The sequence below is a fragment of the Vibrio sp. QJM3NY_21 genome (assembly GCF_057785975.1).
Genome location: NZ_CM173513.1, coordinates 1043732 through 1060225 on the forward strand (window position 1 = coordinate 1043732; position 16494 = coordinate 1060225).

The 16494-nt window shown below is 44.2% G+C and carries 17 protein-coding genes; 9 read left to right on the top strand and 8 right to left on the bottom strand.

What is annotated here, in order from left to right; genetic code table 11:
• Positions 1-7: 7 nt before the first annotated feature.
• Entirely contained in the window at positions 8-442 is a 435-nt protein-coding gene (locus AC3CID_RS04740) for a GNAT family N-acetyltransferase (protein ID WP_488527008.1), read from the top strand.
• Between the two features lie 56 nt (positions 443-498).
• Here AC3CID_RS04740 and AC3CID_RS04745 read toward each other — a convergent pair whose 3' ends face one another.
• The 4 genes from AC3CID_RS04745 to AC3CID_RS04760 form a co-directional block, all read right to left on the bottom strand.
• A complete protein-coding gene (locus AC3CID_RS04745) occupies positions 499-966 on the bottom strand; it encodes a DUF3429 domain-containing protein (RefSeq protein ID WP_171309366.1) in 468 nt (155 codons plus the stop codon).
• Positions 963-1508: a glutathione peroxidase gene (locus AC3CID_RS04750; protein WP_171309367.1), complete on the bottom strand. Its 546-nt coding sequence runs from the start codon at positions 1506-1508 to the stop codon at positions 963-965. The genes AC3CID_RS04745 and AC3CID_RS04750 overlap by 4 nt, the downstream gene beginning before the upstream one ends.
• A 97-nt stretch (positions 1509-1605) precedes the next feature.
• Positions 1606-2928: an ABC1 kinase family protein gene (locus AC3CID_RS04755; RefSeq protein ID WP_488527009.1), complete on the bottom strand. Its 1323-nt coding sequence runs from the start codon at positions 2926-2928 to the stop codon at positions 1606-1608.
• A 222-nt stretch (positions 2929-3150) separates the two neighbouring features.
• Complete coding sequence (locus AC3CID_RS04760; protein ID WP_428786238.1) at positions 3151-3537, bottom strand: thiol-disulfide oxidoreductase DCC family protein; 387 nt, start codon at positions 3535-3537, stop codon at positions 3151-3153.
• Positions 3538-3938: 401 nt separating this feature from the next.
• Between AC3CID_RS04760 and AC3CID_RS04765 the strand changes: the two genes are divergently transcribed.
• Positions 3939-5729, top strand: coding sequence for a hypothetical protein (locus AC3CID_RS04765; RefSeq protein ID WP_171314682.1), 1791 nt, complete (start codon positions 3939-3941; stop codon positions 5727-5729).
• Between the two features lie 175 nt (positions 5730-5904).
• Here the strand turns inward: AC3CID_RS04765 and AC3CID_RS04770 are convergent, their stop codons facing one another.
• A complete protein-coding gene (locus AC3CID_RS04770; RefSeq protein WP_146457174.1) occupies positions 5905-7248 on the bottom strand; it encodes a sigma-54 interaction domain-containing protein in 1344 nt (447 codons plus the stop codon).
• 286 nt (positions 7249-7534) lie between these two features.
• Between AC3CID_RS04770 and AC3CID_RS04775 the strand changes: the two genes are divergently transcribed.
• From AC3CID_RS04775 to soxR, 4 genes are all read left to right on the top strand, one after another.
• Entirely contained in the window at positions 7535-8092 is a 558-nt protein-coding gene (locus AC3CID_RS04775) for a YceB family lipoprotein (protein ID WP_029189613.1), read from the top strand.
• A gap of 233 nt (positions 8093-8325) precedes the next feature.
• Positions 8326-9888, top strand: a complete 1563-nt coding sequence (locus AC3CID_RS04780) for a glutamate synthase-related protein (RefSeq protein ID WP_065205621.1) — start codon at positions 8326-8328, stop codon at positions 9886-9888.
• Between the two features lie 252 nt (positions 9889-10140).
• A complete protein-coding gene (locus AC3CID_RS04785; protein ID WP_488527010.1) occupies positions 10141-10662 on the top strand; it encodes an NADPH-dependent FMN reductase in 522 nt (173 codons plus the stop codon).
• A 164-nt stretch (positions 10663-10826) separates the two neighbouring features.
• Entirely contained in the window at positions 10827-11267 is a 441-nt protein-coding gene (gene soxR / locus AC3CID_RS04790; RefSeq protein WP_004736387.1) for a redox-sensitive transcriptional activator SoxR, read from the top strand.
• A gap of 17 nt (positions 11268-11284) precedes the next feature.
• Here soxR and AC3CID_RS04795 read toward each other — a convergent pair whose 3' ends face one another.
• The gene (locus AC3CID_RS04795) at positions 11285-12049 is read right to left on the bottom strand and encodes a carbohydrate deacetylase (protein WP_016785707.1); all 765 of its coding nucleotides are present in this window, start codon (positions 12047-12049) and stop codon (positions 11285-11287) included.
• Positions 12050-12125: 76 nt separating this feature from the next.
• A complete protein-coding gene (locus AC3CID_RS04800; protein WP_171311318.1) occupies positions 12126-13466 on the bottom strand; it encodes a 6-phospho-beta-glucosidase in 1341 nt (446 codons plus the stop codon).
• A gap of 102 nt (positions 13467-13568) precedes the next feature.
• Between AC3CID_RS04800 and AC3CID_RS04805 the strand changes: the two genes are divergently transcribed.
• From AC3CID_RS04805 to AC3CID_RS04815, 3 genes are all read left to right on the top strand, one after another.
• A complete protein-coding gene (locus AC3CID_RS04805; protein ID WP_065205619.1) occupies positions 13569-14453 on the top strand; it encodes a LysR substrate-binding domain-containing protein in 885 nt (294 codons plus the stop codon).
• A 78-nt stretch (positions 14454-14531) separates the two neighbouring features.
• Complete coding sequence (locus AC3CID_RS04810; RefSeq protein WP_016768512.1) at positions 14532-14912, top strand: VOC family protein; 381 nt, start codon at positions 14532-14534, stop codon at positions 14910-14912.
• A 154-nt stretch (positions 14913-15066) separates the two neighbouring features.
• Entirely contained in the window at positions 15067-15471 is a 405-nt protein-coding gene (locus AC3CID_RS04815) for a globin family protein (protein WP_010439685.1), read from the top strand.
• A 102-nt stretch (positions 15472-15573) separates the two neighbouring features.
• Here the strand turns inward: AC3CID_RS04815 and AC3CID_RS04820 are convergent, their stop codons facing one another.
• Positions 15574-16155, bottom strand: coding sequence for a hypothetical protein (locus AC3CID_RS04820; RefSeq protein WP_016785703.1), 582 nt, complete (start codon positions 16153-16155; stop codon positions 15574-15576).
• Positions 16156-16494 lie beyond the last annotated feature (339 nt).

The following is a 16494-nucleotide window of genomic DNA, read 5'->3' on the forward strand; positions in this document are numbered from 1 at the left end:
TCTATGTATGAATGTGGTCTGTGCGGAAAAACAAGAATTGGCTGATATCTACCAGCTTGAACATGCTTTGTTTGGCGACCACGCCTATCCGCAGTTTTTCTTTCGTCAGGCCTTTGATTGCTGGGGAAAAGGCTTGTTGGTGGCGAAACAGGATTCGCAAGTTGCGGGTTATGTGTTGATGACACCAACAGACAAGCCACAAGAATATTGGATTTTGTCACTGGCCGTTGATGGTCAATTTCGAGGTATGGGAGTGGGACGTTCGTTGATGGAACAGGCGATAACGACGCTGCCTGAAGAATCCAAGGTGTTGCTTACCGTTGATCCAAATAATGCGTCGGCTTGGGCGCTTTATGTGTCTATGGGTTTTGCCACTATCAAAGAAGAGTCGAACTATTTTGGCGATGATGAGCCAAGGTTAGTGATGCAGCTCATCGTCTAGTTTCTTGCTAACGTTGTTTATTCAAAGGCGCACACTTTAATTAAGGGTTCACAGAGCTAGGTCAACATCACGATACCGTGCATCAACACCACACTAGAAGTTAGCCGAGTTCTCATATCAAAGTAGCCATCCGGGCCTTCGCTTTGGTTTTCTTCTCTCATCGACCTTTCCGCCCGCCAAACCGCAATATAGCCGATGATAAGAATCAGGGTGGTGAGAAACTCTTTTTGTTCCCCAAGTAGCACCGCTACCCACGCGACTAACACAATCACGTTACTTAGAACCAGAGCCTTATTGCTAGATTGGCTTTCGAAATTTTCGATGCCATTTCCCCACAAAATACCCGACAAAAAACTTAATATGACGACGCTGTAGGTGATGAAGAGCGTTTCGCCGCTCAAGCCTAGGAATTGGCTGTCGGTCAGAGACAACAATAGGCTAAATAGAAACGGGATTAGCCCCATGTAACCCAGCTTGGCCATGGTATTGCGGGTTTGAGTTGTCGCCATGTAATCAGACCTCATAACTGCTGCTCAATCGCATTTTTGAGTGTCGTACTCACCGGTGATGTCGAGCTAGGGAAAGTCGCCACCACTTTACCTTCTTTGTTGATGAGAAATTTATAGAAGTTCCACTTGGGTGTGACACCTGCTTGATGCTGTATTTCAGCAAACACAGGATTGGCGCTACTGCCAGATAACGTAGCTCTCGCCATCATTGGAAAGGTAACGCCGTAGTCTAGGTAACAGATTTTAGCTGATTTTTCTTCGCTTCCTCTGTCTTGACGAAAATCATTGCTCGGAAAGCCGACAACCGTGAAACCTTGGTCTTTATAGGTTTGATGCAATTGCTCGAGTTGTTCGAATTGAGGAGTGAAACCACATTGGCTGGCTGTGTTTACAACCAAAAGGGTTTTGCCTTGAAACTCTTCACACAGCTCTATCTCTTCGTTCGAATTTAGTAACCGTTGTTTACCGTTGAGTATCTCAGGGCAACTCGCTGCAAAAGCGATAGAGCTCGTTAGGCTTGCAATCAGGGCGGTGGAGCAAAGCAGTGAAGATTTCATGGGTTTGGCTCATTTTAGTTGGCGTAACTGTTAGTACTCTTGCGCAGCGCGAAATGATCACTTTTCTGGTCATTAACCGTCACTATTTATGAACTAATCAAGTGTCATCGCTGATGAGATACGGAGCGACCAAACGACTTATGTTCACCCTTGCGCCAAGGCGAGCGGCTAACAGATACATGCCTCCGATTTTACGGTGTAGGAACAGGGCGTCTGCTGGTGGTGTGTGCCAATACTCTTGTTCCATGCTGAGTATAGTTCCGGCTTCGCGTAGCTTTTGAGCGAGTCCACTGGCTTTAAAATCGTACTCTTCGTCGACCAACATAGGTTCACACGCCATTGTCACTAAGTTGAGAATGGCTTGGCGCTGATCGGGGAGAATCGTCTCGCTAAAGAACCCAATCTGCTTTAGCGCCTTGTTGAGGCCTTGTTCATCGTGATTAATCACAGAGGTAAAAGCCAAGCGATAGCCATCACTGAAGCGGTCGGTGTATTCACGGGTTGCTCCAAAATCTAACAGCCCAATCTGCCGCGTGTTTTCAACGTAGAGGTAGTTGGCAAAATTAGGGTCGGTCTGCACCATCTGCAAGTCGAACAACTCCCTGAACATGAGTTCGAGCAAGCTGCGCATGACAAAATCACGAGTACTTTGATCGTAACCTTCTATTTTCTCAATCGAGACGCCTTCAATGAAGTCCATCGCAAGCACTGATTCTGAAGACATTTGAGGGTGAATCTTAGGTACAACGAAGTGAGCGTGTTCTTTCAGTGCATGATAGTAACGAGTCGCGTAGTCAGCTTCGCGAGCATAATCTGCTTCATCATGGAGCTGTTTCTTTGCTTCTTCTAATAAGCTTTTGTAATCGACAGACTTGGGTATCAAACCGACGATGTTAAGCAATGTACCTACGTTGTCCACATCACTGTCGATGCTTTTTCGAATGCCTGGATATTGGACTTTGATGGCAAGTTTGTCCCCCGCATCACTGTAGGCTTGGTGAACTTGTCCGATGGACGCACTGGCGATAGGTTTAAAGTTGAAGGAAAGGAATTCGGCTTTCCAGTTGATGCCGAGTGAGCTTTCTAACACTTGGTTGAGTTGCTTTGTTGGTAGTGGGTCGGCGTCTGAGCGCAGGCGAGAAAGAATGTCGGCGAGTTCCGGTTCGAGGACATCGCCCGCGTCCATTGATAACATCTGCCCAAGCTTCATGGCAGCACCGCGCAGGTGGGCGAGTTGATCAGTCAGGCGTGCAATGTTCTGCGGGGTGAGTAATAAGTCTTTTGCTTTGGGCCTGTTGCCTTGTGCAATCTGCTTGGTGCCTTCCGTTATCACGTTGCCCGCGACCCTTGTTGCCAGCGAGGCAAACTTGCTGAATCTAGAAATTCGATGTGTAGGAAGGTTTCTCTCTTTTGCCGACATAAAGGTTCTCACTTAGTTATCAAGACTCACTACAAAGTTCTATCAATCATTACCCAACCGAATGTTTTGTTGTGGTAACTTGTCTCGCGAAACAGTAAACAGAATTTAAAGGACAAAACATGAAGTTTATTTGGTTAAAAGTCGCGGTTACCGTTTTAGTTTTTGCTGCGCTGTTTGGTGTGGTGTATTACAAAGTCGCAAGTGGTATGTCTTAACCAAGTACTATTTTGTGCAGCTGTTACCATCGCAGCGTGACTTTCCAGTTAGCCAGAAAGAGACTTTGTATCGGTTCTTGGCAAACCGAAGATAACACCAGTCGGCCACTGGCTTGAATATCGCCCAACGTAAAGGGGCGTATAGCCAACCTTTTCCTACTAAGCGCCACGCTTGGTAGGTCACGTCTAAGCCCAGCAGCAGTTTTCCATTCTCATCCAGTGCATGCAAAATGGTGTTGGCTGCGTCGGCATCAATCTGCGGGTAGTCTGAAAAGGCTTCACTGTAGATATCGATGGTTTGAATCTTATTCTCGGCATCATGCTTTGCAAGTGCCGCCATCTCCTTTGCGCACAACGGGCATGTCCCATCGTAAAATATCGTAAGTTGTGTCATCGTCTGTTCGCCTATCATTTCACGAGTGAACCTTCAGTTACCCGTTAAGTCGGCACCCGTCAATTCAATCACTTGTTATTCAATAATCTAGCAATGGCTACGTTATTGCACCTTTTAAAGATCACTTACCTTGTATCCAAAGCTCTAAGAATGTCTGACGTAGACACTTTGTTCATCCTTTCAAGTCCTTGATTGTTTGGTCAAATCTCGGGTTTATGGACAAATGATAACAAAGCGTCCAATAAAGGTGTGCCTTCAATATATAAACATCAATCAATTCAATAAGTTGAAATTGGCTTGGAATATGCTCTATCGAACCTACGAATTGCTAAAGGATTTTCTCTAATTTGGGCATGGCAGAAAACCCTAAAAGCATAAGTATGGATAAATGGAGAGAGAACATGAAGGTTATAAATTATTTACTTAGTGTGCTTTTGTTGTTTAGTAGCCCCCAGTTGGCATGGGCTACGGTTGATGTTATGGAACTCGATGGTAACGCGACCAGCGATAATAGTGGTATTGATTGGGACGATGTAAATAATCCCAACAGCATGGTCGGGATTGCGGAGTTTTTCCAAAAAGACCGTAACGGTGTGGATCAAATCTTTTGGAAGGGTGGATCGAAAGATGATTCCGACATTACGGATTGGGCATTTCGAAGTGCGTCGCCACAACCGAAAGATGACTTTACCAATGCGTATGCCGCTGCCTTTGAAAGCGAAGGTGACTTACTGATTTACTTTGGTGCAGACCGATATGCGAACAATGGTGATATGTATATTGGCTTCTGGTTCTTACAAGACCAGGTTGGATTGCCGGATGGGAAAACTAAAGGCGACTTTGTTGGGCAACATGTCAATGGAGACATCCTTGTGCTGATTTCATTCCCACAAGCAAGTGGCGGTAATCCGTACATAGAAGTGTTGCAGTGGGATTTGAATAATGGTGATGTCACCGACAACATGACGAGAATTTTCCAAACTGACGGTGACCCTAAATCGAATGATTTTGTGGGGGCAAGATGTGGCAGTGGCGCAGTCGGCGTAGAGAAGATCTGTGCGATTTCAAATGATGATTCTATCGGTGCAATTGCTCTACCCAATGTACAAGGTTGGGACTATCTAGCTAAAACGGGTGAAACAACCTCTATTCCAACCGAGAGCTTTGTGGAAGGTCGATTAAACTTGTCAGCTCTGTTGAATGATGAGTTCGGTATTGAGGATATTCCTTGTTTCAGTAGTTTCTTAGTGGAGTCTCGAGCTTCTCGTTCGATTGATGCATCTTTGGCTGACTTCGTTGTCGGTTCATTCAGTTTATGTAGCATCAATATAGCGGCGACTTGTAACACAACCAGCTTTACGGTTGATGGCATGTTCAACATCGATTACACCGTGACGGTAACCAATACCGGCCCTGGTTCGTTAGGCACCAATGGTGATTACGAAGTGGCCTTTTTATCTGAGTCACCAATCTTAGGTGCGCTTCCTGTCGTGGGTAACGGTGATGAAGTGTGGAGTGTCGGCGAGTCATTCTCATTCATGGGGAATTATCTGTCTGTAAATAACGGAGCCGTCGGCGTGATAGATGGTGCGGTGGATCTTGATGGGCTTATCGTGAATGCTCAAGCGCCAGTGGCTTACAATTGTCCACCAATAGACTTGAGCCCGATGGTTGAGATTTCTAAGGTGTGTAATAGCTTCTTAGAGGTTGATGGCGGCCAAGTTGTGCTTAAGAAAACCTATGATGTTGAAATATGTAATACCGGTGATATCCCATTGGCCATTGAATCGCTGGTGGATTCTAAGGATGACTCTTTGAGCCGTTCTGATTTACCTACTGAAGTAGTCAACAGCAGTTATTACCTCGACTTTGCGTTACCTTGTGATGATCTTGAGGATGTGACCACATGTGGTGCTGGTAATATGTGTAGTGCATTAAGTGCCGACCCTGAGCTGTTTGCTTGTAAAACGGGTGAAGGAGAGTGGATACCGAACTTCGGCGATGCGATTGGCCAAGTGTGTACACAAGTAAGCAAAACTTATGCGCCAAATGTGTTACCAACCGGAACCACAGGAATGCTATCTAATCAAGTGACAGCAACGTTTGACTCGTTGTTCTTGCAACAAGCATTTATGGAAACATCGAACATTGCAACCTGTGATGTTTGTCCATTTACTGTACCTGAGCCTTAAGTACTTTCATTAATTGAGTACAACTAAACTCCAAAGCAGCCTAGTTCGTTAGGCTGCTTTATTAGTTTATTAGTTTATTAGTTTATTAGTTTATTAGTTTATTAGTTAGTTGGTTAGTTGGTTAGTTGGTTAGTTGGTTAGTTGGTTAGTTGGTTAGTTAGCTTAGTTAGGCGACTTAAATTACTATCTGATGTTTTTTTATCAGCTTATATAAGGTCGTCCGAGAAATAGACAACGCTTTGGCAGATTGGGAAATATTGTAGTGGTGCTGCTGAATCACTCGACGAACATTTTTTGAAGAAAGTCGAGTATCATTTTCTACGTCGGGCGACGCGTCTTTCAATTGAATTCCCATATGACGAGTAGAGAGGGCGCTTGAATTAGAAAGAACGATCGCCCTTTTTATGCAGTTGAATAACTCTCTAACATTGCCCGGCCAATGGTACTGTTTCATTTGCTCAAGGGTGTCACTAGGCAGTTTGGTTTTGGATGCGTAATTGTGCTTCAGCTCAAATCGAACCAAATCTTCAATGTCTTCTTTGTGATCATTGAGTGGCACTAGGTCCAATGGAAGTACATTGATCCGATGAAAGAGATCCTTTCGAAATTTACCTGCAGCAACGGCTTGTTCGATATTGACGTTGGTGGCGAAAATCACACGGCAATCTATGGGTAATTGGTTGTTACTGCCTAATCGCTCTATCAAGTTATTTTCTAGAAAGTGGAGTAAGTAGGTTTGCAGCGACAGTTCAAGGTCGCCGATCTCATCCAAAAATAGCGTGCCACCATTCGCTCTTTCCACGTGTCCGACGTAGCGTTTGTTTGCTCCCGTGAACGAGCCTTTTTCAAAGCCAAATAACTCTGAGTGAATCAAGGATTGTGGAATTGCGCCACAATTTACAGCGATGAAAGGTTTCTGACTGCGGGCAGAGGCTTCATGTATCAAACGTGCGCATAGGCTTTTTCCTGTACCGGTTTCCCCTTGAATCAGCACTGGGAAATCGTTGTTAGCGATCTTGGCTATCTTCTTTTTAAGTTGCTGGATGGTTCTGGATTGCCCCACCAATTGACATTCATTGCACGAGACAGGCTTAGGTTTAGTTTGCTTGGTGTCTACCATGCCATACGCATGCCCTAAATTTCGACAAAGCCATTCTGTATCAATAGGGAGGTGGTAATAATCCCAAAAGGTTTGCTTAATGAGTGATAAGTTACGGCTTGGTGGTTGGCTGCAGATAGCAATTGCTTTTAAACTTGGAAAGCGAGCCTTCAGCATTGATATTTGCTCACATTGCTTGTCTATTGAGGATGATGCTAGACAAGAAACCACAATTGGTGCGTAGCTGTCGCTGCGTTTATCGAGTAAGTGAATGGCCTGTTCGGTCGTTTCTGCAATTTGAGCTTCCCAGTTATGGAGACGCAGTTCTCCCACCCACTGATTATGGTGCGGGCATGCGGTGTTGCATAACAAAATCACAGAACGAGTTATTGGCTCAGGTGATACTCTTTTTGATGGCATTGTGCTCACTCTTCATGCTTCGATTCCACGATGAAACCTTCAGTAAGCCCCCTAAATGTCCCATAAGCTTAGAAGCAAAATTCAATTAATTCGAGTACACAAATCTGATGGCGTTTGGCTGACAAGTGCCATTCTCTCAAGCGGGAAAGCCAATCTGGTGCTTTACTTACTGATATTTATGCTTATTAGTAAAGGTATTCACGAATATCGTGTTTTTACTGTTTTGTTTATTGATGATCACACAGTAAACTCCGCGCTAGTCACTAACGATAAAGAGCTGATATTGATGATAATTAACGTAGCAAAAAAGTTCATTTTGGCAGCGTCTGCGCTGGTGCTAAGTGGTTGTGTGAGCTATAGCGTGACTGAACAAGAAATGACGAACTACCTACAAGATTCAGTGATGTTAGATCAAGAAGTCGGTGTGCAAAACGTTATGTATGCGCAAGTGGCTGTCGATGACTTAGCGGTGAAAATTGGCCGAGCTGATGCCGAGCGCGTTTCTGTTCTGGCGAATACCAATGCACAAGTTCAGGTGTTTAACGTGCCGAACATGAGGTTGGATCTTGATATCGAGTTCAGTGCGATTCCTGAATATGACAAAGAGAGTGGCGAGATTTATTTGAAATCACTGCGTTTAGAGCGCTTTGAAGAAAAAGATAAACAGCTTTCGCCTGAGGTCGCCAAACTACTTAAGCCTGCCGTTTCTATGATTGGCTTTGCTTTGTCCCAGTCACCGGTTTACAAACTGGACAGCAATAAGGTTCAAGAGTCATTGATCAAGTCATCGGAACCTAATCTTGTGATTAAAGACAACAAGCTGGTCATCGAGTTATTCGATTAACCATTAACCATTAGCATTTAGCTTAGACTTAGATTTAAAACACAATGGCTGCCGATTTAGTGGCCATTTTTGTTTGCGTTGAACAAGTAATGCTTCTGTTTTTGGGCTGTCTATTAAGCTTGTTTTCTCAGGCCCATTTATTGAATTCGCTGCGTATCTAATCTTTACTTTACTCTTGTGAGCAAGTCATCGCTTCAGTCATCAAATCATAAGAAAGAAAAGGTGAGCGAACTATGAAGAATCCAGTGATAGCGGATACCAAGCCAGTCAAAGTAGAGCTAACAGAAGGGGAGGAGTATTACTTCTGTACCTGTGGTAAATCGAAAAACCAACCTTACTGCGACGGCTCTCATGCAGGAACCGGCTTCAAACCGAAGAGTTTCGTGGCCGAGGAAAACGGCGACGCTTACCTGTGCCGCTGTAAGTATTCAAACAATCTCCCTTTTTGTGATGGCACCCATAAACAGTTTACGGCTGAGCAAGTGGGTCAAGAAGGCCCTGATGTTCATATCCAAGCAGCAACGCCCGATCTCTCGCCAGCAGCTTCTGCAACCAAAGAAGAACCCACGGTTGAGTTCATTCATCAATTAGCACGAGATGGTTTATCTAAGGTCGGGCATCACGGTCCAATGACCTCAATGGGCGTGCCTAGGTACTTGTTACCTCACTGGGACGATATTCAAGTGATGGTTGCACAAATGGCGACTAAGCCTTTGTTGGAGAATGTGCCAGTCGGTACTGAGCTTATTATTGGGCCAAAAGCGAAAAAGCCGCTTAAATTGAACATCTCCTTGTTTGTATCTGACATGAGTTTTGGGTCTTTGTCTGAAGAGGCGAAAGTGTCCTTGGCGACGGGCGCGGAGCTTGCGGGAACGGGGATCTGCTCGGGAGAGGGCGGAATGTTGCCCGAAGAGCAAGCCGCGAATTCTCGCTACTTTTATGAATTAGCTAGCGCACAATTTGGTTACGACGAATCTAAGCTCAAAAACGTTCAAGCCTTCCATTTTAAAGGCGGGCAAGGTGCCAAAACCGGAACAGGCGGTCACCTACCGGGGGTGAAAAACATTGGCAAGATAGCAGAGGTGCGCGGCATTGAAGCGGGTACAGCGGCGATTTCTCCACCCACCTTTGTTGATCTAAAAACGGTCGAAGATTTCAAAAAGTTCGCCGACCGAGTTCGAGAAGTGACGGGCGGAATCCCAATTGGCTTCAAGTTGAGTGCCAATCATATTGAAGAGGATATTCAGTTCGCACTCGATGCCAGTGCCGATTACATCATTTTGGATGGTCGAGGCGGTGGTACTGGGGCGGCGCCAGAAATGTTCCGTGACCATATTAGCGTGCCCACTATTCCAGCACTTGCTCGTGCCAGAGCCTATCTAGACAAGCAAGGCGTAAGTGACAGAGTCACCTTAATCATTACTGGTGGGCTTCGTGTTCCAATGGACTTTGTAAAAGCGATGGCGCTTGGCGCAGATGGTGTCGCTATCTCAAACAGTGCCATGCAGTCGATAGGGTGTGTTGCTGCCCGAATGTGTAACACCAACAATTGCCCGGCGGGTATCGCGACTCAAAAAGCCGATTTACGCCAACGGTTAAATGTCGAAAAGGCATCGAACCAATTGAAAAACTTCTTCGAAGCCTCGACTGAGTTGATGCAAGTGATGGCAAGGGCGTGTGGGCATGATCATTTGAATCAATTCAACCCTCATGATTTGGCAACATGGAATCGCGAGATGGCAGAGCTATCGGGCGTTGCTTATTCGGGTATCGGTTCATTAAATCAACTTAAGTAAACAGCATTTCGATACAGCACACCTACTGCATTTGTGGGTGTGCTTATTTTTGCCTGTGTCATACAACGCCATACTTCACCCGTCGTAATTTTCTGATTTATAGGTTCTTTTGAATTATTTTCTATTTTTTGAAAATATCGCTTTACCTTAAGTTAACTTGAGGTTTTATCATCCTCCCCAATCTAAATACACAGACAATCGCCTCTGAAACCATGAATGTGGAAGGTGATACAAATGAATTAGGAACCAACAATGAAAGTACTAGCGATTGGCGCGACCAACAGTAAAGCATCGATTAACCAACAATTAGCAGCGTACACTGCAAGCTTAGCCGAGGGCGCGCGAGTAGAGGTGCTCGATCTTAATGATTTCGAGATGCCTATTTACAGTGAAGACAGAGAAAAAGAGTCCGGCGTTCATCAACACGCGCAGCGTTTTTTTAGCAAGATTGGCGAAGCAGATGCTGTGGTCATCTCTTTTGCAGAATACAACGGTTCATACACTGCAGCCTTTAAGAATGTGTTTGACTGGACATCACGAATCGACATGAAAGTGTACCAAGGCAAGCCTGTTGTTATGCTCTCCACATCACCAGGCCCAGGCGGCGCAAGCTCTGTGTTGTCGTCTGCAGTAAGTTCTGCACCTTACTTTGATGCTGATGTGAAGGGGTCGATGTCAGTGCCGAGTTTCTACGACAACTTTAATGTAGAAACCGGTGAGATCATCAATGCCGAAATGGCGGAGAACTTGAAATCGATCATGAGTCAGATTTAGAAATCGAATGACATCTGATTCAACAAATCAGTTATGATCGTGGCTGATTTTCGTTGAGCTCTCTGTCAAAGTTTAAGGTTAATCATCGGTGAGGGCTGGAATAGGCCGCTATTCTAAAGTTAAAGTAAGCTTTAAATATTTATGATCTCAAGGATAGTGTAACAATGAGAAACATTGTATACCTCACCATAGGCCAGTTGGCAGAGCGCAGTGGCGTGGCTCCTTCTGCCTTACGTTTTTATGAAACTAAAGGGTTGATTGCTTCGATTCGTACTAACGGAAATCAACGCCGTTATCAGTCGGCGATGTTGAGACGAATAGCGTTGATACAAGTGGCGCAGTCGATAGGTTTCACGTTGGAAGAGATTACCGAAGAGTTATCGACACTGCCGATGAACCATACCGCGACTAAGCGAGATTGGGAGCGAGTTGCGAAGAAGTGGCAGGGGCAGCTCGACAGCAAAATGGCGCAGATTAAATCGCTACAAGAAAACCTAACCGGCTGTATCGGTTGCGGATGTTTGAGTATGCAGAAATGCCACTTGTTGAACCCTGAAGATATTTTGCATGATCAAGGGCAGGGCGCACAACGGATCGTTGAGTAGCCCTGACTTAAGGTTCCCTATTTGAGATCGTCGAATCCAATGCACTCAATCTGATGGTCAGCTAGCCACTGTTTTAGCTCTGGGCTAGTGAGAAGCTGATGCTCTTCGACGCGTTTATCACTGTAGCCTGATAGTGATTTTAGCTCTTCATCAACACTAAGTGATGGATGACACATCAACTCGACAGTACCGTTAGGCATGGCAGTTTGGTAGCTCAACAGAATATCTTGCAAGTTGCTAAGAGAGACCCCGTCATCAAAAAAGCGCATGTCAAAAGCATTAGGTGTCGGTACTAAGAGAGAATCTTGCCCGTTCACAATGTTGTCGATGCGTCTTACAGGCAGGCCAATCGTATTAGCTGATCGAGTAAACGCCGCTTTGAGAGGTTTAAATACGCCCCCAAAATGATGGCTATCGATATGGTTGATCTTTAAATCTGCATTGATAGCCGCTTGGTATTGCGCGTTAAGTTCAAGCACAACTTCGCCTTCGACCACATCGACTTTGTTGAACAAGGCTGCTTTGTCTAAGAAATTACCTTGATCATCAACCAAACTTGGTACTAATTCAGGTGCGCTAAGAGGTTTTCCCGCAGTAACCGTAAAGTGCAAGCCTACTTCCGGAACCAAACCTTGGTGATAAAGCTCAATGGCGTGTTGGGTTCCAGGTTGGTTCATCATGATGGTGGTTGACTTCACTACGCCTGCTTTGAAGCACTCAACAATGCCATGATTTACCGTTTCAGTGAGGCCGAAATCATCGGCGTTCAGTATTAGTTTCATCGTGACCTCTGGTGACTAAAATGGATTGTGAACAACTTGAATTAATCTAATTTCGACTGAGTTAATGTACATAAGGTTACTGCTCACTTTGTGTTAATCGATGAGCGAACGCAGGCATAAAGTCTAAGTTTTCTCGAATCGTTTCTAATAACGCCTCATCAATGTGTGAGCCGCTATCAACAATAGGATTAAGGATCAAAGCGCGTTTAGCTAATGCAATATCCCCCGTCATCGCGGCCTTCACTGTTAAGGTTTCAAACTCTTTCATTTGTTGGATTAGGCGTAACGTATCGTTATCAAAAGGTTCGACATTCAATGGAAGGATCGCGCTGTTAGTAATAACTGAGCTGACTTCTACCGCGCAGTCATCAGGAAGCCCTTGAATCGCCCCATTATTGCGAGTGTTGACGTGCATGATAGAACGCTTGTTGTTGTGAATACTGCTCATTAGTTCACAAGCTGCTTCAGAATAATGGGCACCACCTCGTTCTTCTAATAATTTCGGTTTGGTATCCAGCATTGGGTCTCTGTAGATTTCGAGCAATTGTTGTTCAACTTTTGCAACCAAGTCGGCGCGATTAGTGCTGTTTTCAGACGCAGCAAACTCTTTGTCTAAGATGTCTCTGGATTGGTAGTAGTAACGTAGGTAAGCACAAGGAACGATGTTCAGAGAACGAATCAGTTCAGCGTCCCATTCAAAGGGAGGGATGTTTTGAGGCATCATTTGGTCATTGCCTCCGAGGAGTTGGTCTATCACTTCTTGGAGCTTGTCTTCGCCGTTATGAAGTACTTTTCGGGCCCACACTAGATGATTCAAACCTGCGATTTGCATGGTGATGTCTTCGCGTACAGCGCCAAGCATTTTTGCTGCTCCGCGCTCCATGTTCACGGGGATATTGCACAAGCCGACCGTCTTGATGGTTGAGTGCTTAATCAAGGCCTCGGTCACCATACCTGATGGATTGGTAAAGTTGAGCAGCCACGCATTGGGGCAAAGTGTTTCCATCTCTTTGGCGATCTTTAATGCAATTGGTATGGTTCGACAAGCATTAGAGAAACCACCCAATCCGTTAGTTTCTTGCCCTATCATGCGATACTTTAAAGCAATTCTTTCATCACGTAGCCTTGCTTCTAATCGACCTGCCCTAAACTGAGAACAGACAAAATTCGCGTCCACAAGCGCTGCTTTTCGGTCTGTCGTGAGGTGCACTGTGATGTCACAGTTCGCTTTTCTAATCATTCGCTGCGTCAAATCTGCAATCACTTGAGCTTTTTCCATACCTTCTTCGATATCGACAAGCCAAAGATCAGAAATAGGTAATTCGTGATAGCGTTTTAGTAAGCCTTCGATCAGCTCAGGGGTGTAACTTGATCCACCACCAATGACCGTAACTTTGAGTTTTTGTGCTTGCTTCATTTGACTCACCATTATTATGTAGATTATATGGTTTAATCTATATGATGAGTCAGTACGTCTACAAACCAGTATTGATGATTTATGAATTAATGAGGTTAATCTATGGGGCTGTTTGAAAATCGCCAACAAACATTGTCGTTGCTGCACACCTTCAGTGTGGCGGCTAAACATTTAAGCTTCACCCTTGCCGCCGATGAACTATTTCTGACTCAAGGTGGAGTCAGTCATCGCATCAAGAAACTTGAGCAGCAGCTTAAATTTAATCTATTTGTGCGTAAAACGAGAAAGCTAGAATTGACCCCAGAAGGACAACGCGTTCTCTCGATGCTGAGTGTCTCATTCGAATCTATTTTCTCTGAACTGATGGACATTCAAACTGGAGAGTTAAGTGGCGAATTGTACATAGCAACCTCTCCTTATTTTGCGTCGTCTTGGTTAATGCCGCGCCTACCAGAGTTTAGACAGTTATACCCGAATTTAAGTATTAAATTACAAACCAAACAGAACCAATCTGACTTTCAGTTTGAACCTTATGACGTGGCAATTTTCTACAGCGAGGGTCACTATCCGAATCATTATAGTGAGCGACTATTTTCAGGGATTAGAACGCCTGTATGCAGTCCTGAATATGCGAAGAGGTTCAATCTTGAGAAGGGCTTGCAACAATTGGATAGTGTGCAGTTTATTCATAGTGGAGACGTGACGGCTTGGCAGCGTTGGTTGGAAGCGGCTCAAAGTGAGGTTGATTGTACTCTAAAGTGTGATTACTACAGTGACAACCGTATAGCGATGGACGCGGCAAGGTTATCGATGGGTGTAGCACTAGGAAGACTCGAGTTTGCGACAACTCAAATTGAACAGGGTGGGTTGGTTGCTCCTTTTATGAGTATTGAGTCGGGTAAAGGTTACGATCTTGTATGTCCGAAAGGGATGGAGCAACGGACTAAGTTTCAAGTGTTTACTCAATGGGTTAAGCAGCAGTTATGACAGAATAGCATGCCTAGACAAAAGCGAATTTAAGGTCTAGTTTGGGTGGTTCTTTCTTTCAATAAAAAGAGGTGAGTTATGTTCAGCCATGTTTTTCTCGGAACCGAAGATATTGAACGTGCGAAGTCGTTCTATGATCCAATTATGAAGATGCTTGGTTACAACGAAGGCTCAATCGATCCTAAAGGGCGTTGTGTTTACGTGAGCAAAACGGGTGTACTAGGTTTAACCAAACCGATTGATGGTCAGCCAGCGACTTATGGCAATGGTATGACGGTAGGATTCTTGGCGAGTTCACCAGAAATGGTGGATGAATGGCATCGCATCGGCGTCGAAAATGGTGGTACTAGCATTGAAGGTGGCCCCGGAGCGAGAGGTTCTGACGAGCGTCGCTTGTACATGGCTTACTTGCGAGACCCTGATGGAAACAAGATTTGTGCAACTCACTTTATGCCATAGTTTACGTTATGCCACAGTTCACCTTATGTCATAGTTAACTTTATGCCACAGTGGCGTATAATTAAGTCATATTGATTGTTCAGGGTTAGTTTATGATGCTCTGAACTAACCCGTTATTTTAAAGACTGGCTGACTATTGCAAAGGACTTGCTAGATGAAACCGAATGAACTGTTTTATGAAAGCTTCGAGCGTTGCCGGATTGATCAAGAATTCTTGGAAAGCTTTCTGGCAGACTTCTGCGAGCATAACCCAAGGTTTTCAGAACGTTTTGAAAAGATAGGGTTAGAGCAGCAAACTAAGATGCTTAAGGCCTCGATCATTCTTATTTATAATTCCTCTGGTCTGCCAAGTGTGCGGAACTCGGTCAAGAAACTGGGTAAAAGGCACAAAGATTTGGGGTTGGACATTTCAGAAATTGAATTAAACGAATGGTTTAATTCGTTGCTCAATACGGTTAAAAAGTACGATCCTCATTATGATGAGAACGTAGAACGAGCTTGGGCAGAAACGCTGGATGCTGGTCTAACGATCATGAAAAAAGAGTGTGTTGAAAAATAAGATAAGCTTCGCATAACAACACGAGGTTTATCTTATTTTTAAATTATGGCTTTTAATTCATTGCCCTAAATGGTTTTTATTCAGGGTAATGAATATGTTGGCTTAAAAGGTAAAGCCAGTTTGAATACCTAAAGTTGTTTCCTTGGTATACCAATCATTTGAACCTCCGAGCTCATACCAATCAAACCCTACACGAGTCAACAGCTTGGAGTTGCCAAACAATGGTTTTGATGACTTGTACTCTGCGCCGATACCGTAAGTTAAGCCAAAATTACCATGAGAACCTTTATGAACTTCATTTCCTTTGCTAGAGCTATACACCAACTTTGTATCTGAGTGTGAATAGAAAGCACCAAACTTGCCCAAAATAGCAAAATTTTCACTGAAACTGTGTTTGTACACAGGCGTCAACGAGAGCATTAAGGTGTCGAACTCTTCCTTTCGTTGTACTGTCTCGTTGTTGCTGTAATCAACGTAACTGTCTTTGTCATCGACGCTGGTAATAAACAATGTTGATTCTACATACCAGTTGCTTTGTGCGATCTGGCTACCCAGTGTGAACTGGCCACCGACATCATCACTATCCATACCAACACCACCTAAAGCATACATTTCATTTGCTGCGAATGCTGAAGAGCCCGTAACTGATGCAATGGCAAGCGCCGCTAAGACTAATTTTTTCATTTTATTCTCTAAGGTTCGTAAATTTCGGGAGAGGATTCTAGCGATATTTTCAAAATAAAAAACACTGTTCGAATGAGTGGAGAGACGATTAAATAAAGATTAAATATATCAATAATGAGGAGGGTAGGTTTGAAGGCTCGGATTATATTTTTTTAGGTATGATAGGGAGTGTTGAACCTCAATTTAATTATTGATTTTTAGCATTTTTATTGGCTTTCGGATTATTTGTACCTCAATGAAAAAGCCCTAGCGGTGAATCTTCGCTAGAGCTTCATTTAGATTGAATTAGAGAGCAATTTAATAGAGATTAAATACTAGGGATGACTAGTCTTTCCGCTT

What these genes read in the sequence shown, in the direction of transcription:
- AC3CID_RS04740 (WP_488527008.1), top strand. Translation starts at nt 8, where the DNA reads ATGAATGTGGTCTGTGCGGAAAAACAAGAATTGGCTGATATCTACCAG.
- AC3CID_RS04745 (WP_171309366.1), bottom strand. Translation starts at nt 966, where the DNA reads ATGAGGTCTGATTACATGGCGACAACTCAAACCCGCAATACCATGGCC.
- AC3CID_RS04750 (WP_171309367.1), bottom strand. Translation starts at nt 1,508, where the DNA reads ATGAAATCTTCACTGCTTTGCTCCACCGCCCTGATTGCAAGCCTAACG.
- AC3CID_RS04755 (WP_488527009.1), bottom strand. Translation starts at nt 2,928, where the DNA reads ATGTCGGCAAAAGAGAGAAACCTTCCTACACATCGAATTTCTAGATTC.
- AC3CID_RS04760 (WP_428786238.1), bottom strand. Translation starts at nt 3,537, where the DNA reads ATGACACAACTTACGATATTTTACGATGGGACATGCCCGTTGTGCGCA.
- AC3CID_RS04765 (WP_171314682.1), top strand. Translation starts at nt 3,939, where the DNA reads ATGAAGGTTATAAATTATTTACTTAGTGTGCTTTTGTTGTTTAGTAGC.
- AC3CID_RS04770 (WP_146457174.1), bottom strand. Translation starts at nt 7,248, where the DNA reads ATGCCATCAAAAAGAGTATCACCTGAGCCAATAACTCGTTCTGTGATT.
- AC3CID_RS04775 (WP_029189613.1), top strand. Translation starts at nt 7,535, where the DNA reads ATGATAATTAACGTAGCAAAAAAGTTCATTTTGGCAGCGTCTGCGCTG.
- AC3CID_RS04780 (WP_065205621.1), top strand. Translation starts at nt 8,326, where the DNA reads ATGAAGAATCCAGTGATAGCGGATACCAAGCCAGTCAAAGTAGAGCTA.
- AC3CID_RS04785 (WP_488527010.1), top strand. Translation starts at nt 10,141, where the DNA reads ATGAAAGTACTAGCGATTGGCGCGACCAACAGTAAAGCATCGATTAAC.
- soxR (WP_004736387.1), top strand. Translation starts at nt 10,827, where the DNA reads ATGAGAAACATTGTATACCTCACCATAGGCCAGTTGGCAGAGCGCAGT.
- AC3CID_RS04795 (WP_016785707.1), bottom strand. Translation starts at nt 12,049, where the DNA reads ATGAAACTAATACTGAACGCCGATGATTTCGGCCTCACTGAAACGGTA.
- AC3CID_RS04800 (WP_171311318.1), bottom strand. Translation starts at nt 13,466, where the DNA reads ATGAAGCAAGCACAAAAACTCAAAGTTACGGTCATTGGTGGTGGATCA.
- AC3CID_RS04805 (WP_065205619.1), top strand. Translation starts at nt 13,569, where the DNA reads ATGGGGCTGTTTGAAAATCGCCAACAAACATTGTCGTTGCTGCACACC.
- AC3CID_RS04810 (WP_016768512.1), top strand. Translation starts at nt 14,532, where the DNA reads ATGTTCAGCCATGTTTTTCTCGGAACCGAAGATATTGAACGTGCGAAG.
- AC3CID_RS04815 (WP_010439685.1), top strand. Translation starts at nt 15,067, where the DNA reads ATGAAACCGAATGAACTGTTTTATGAAAGCTTCGAGCGTTGCCGGATT.
- AC3CID_RS04820 (WP_016785703.1), bottom strand. Translation starts at nt 16,155, where the DNA reads ATGAAAAAATTAGTCTTAGCGGCGCTTGCCATTGCATCAGTTACGGGC.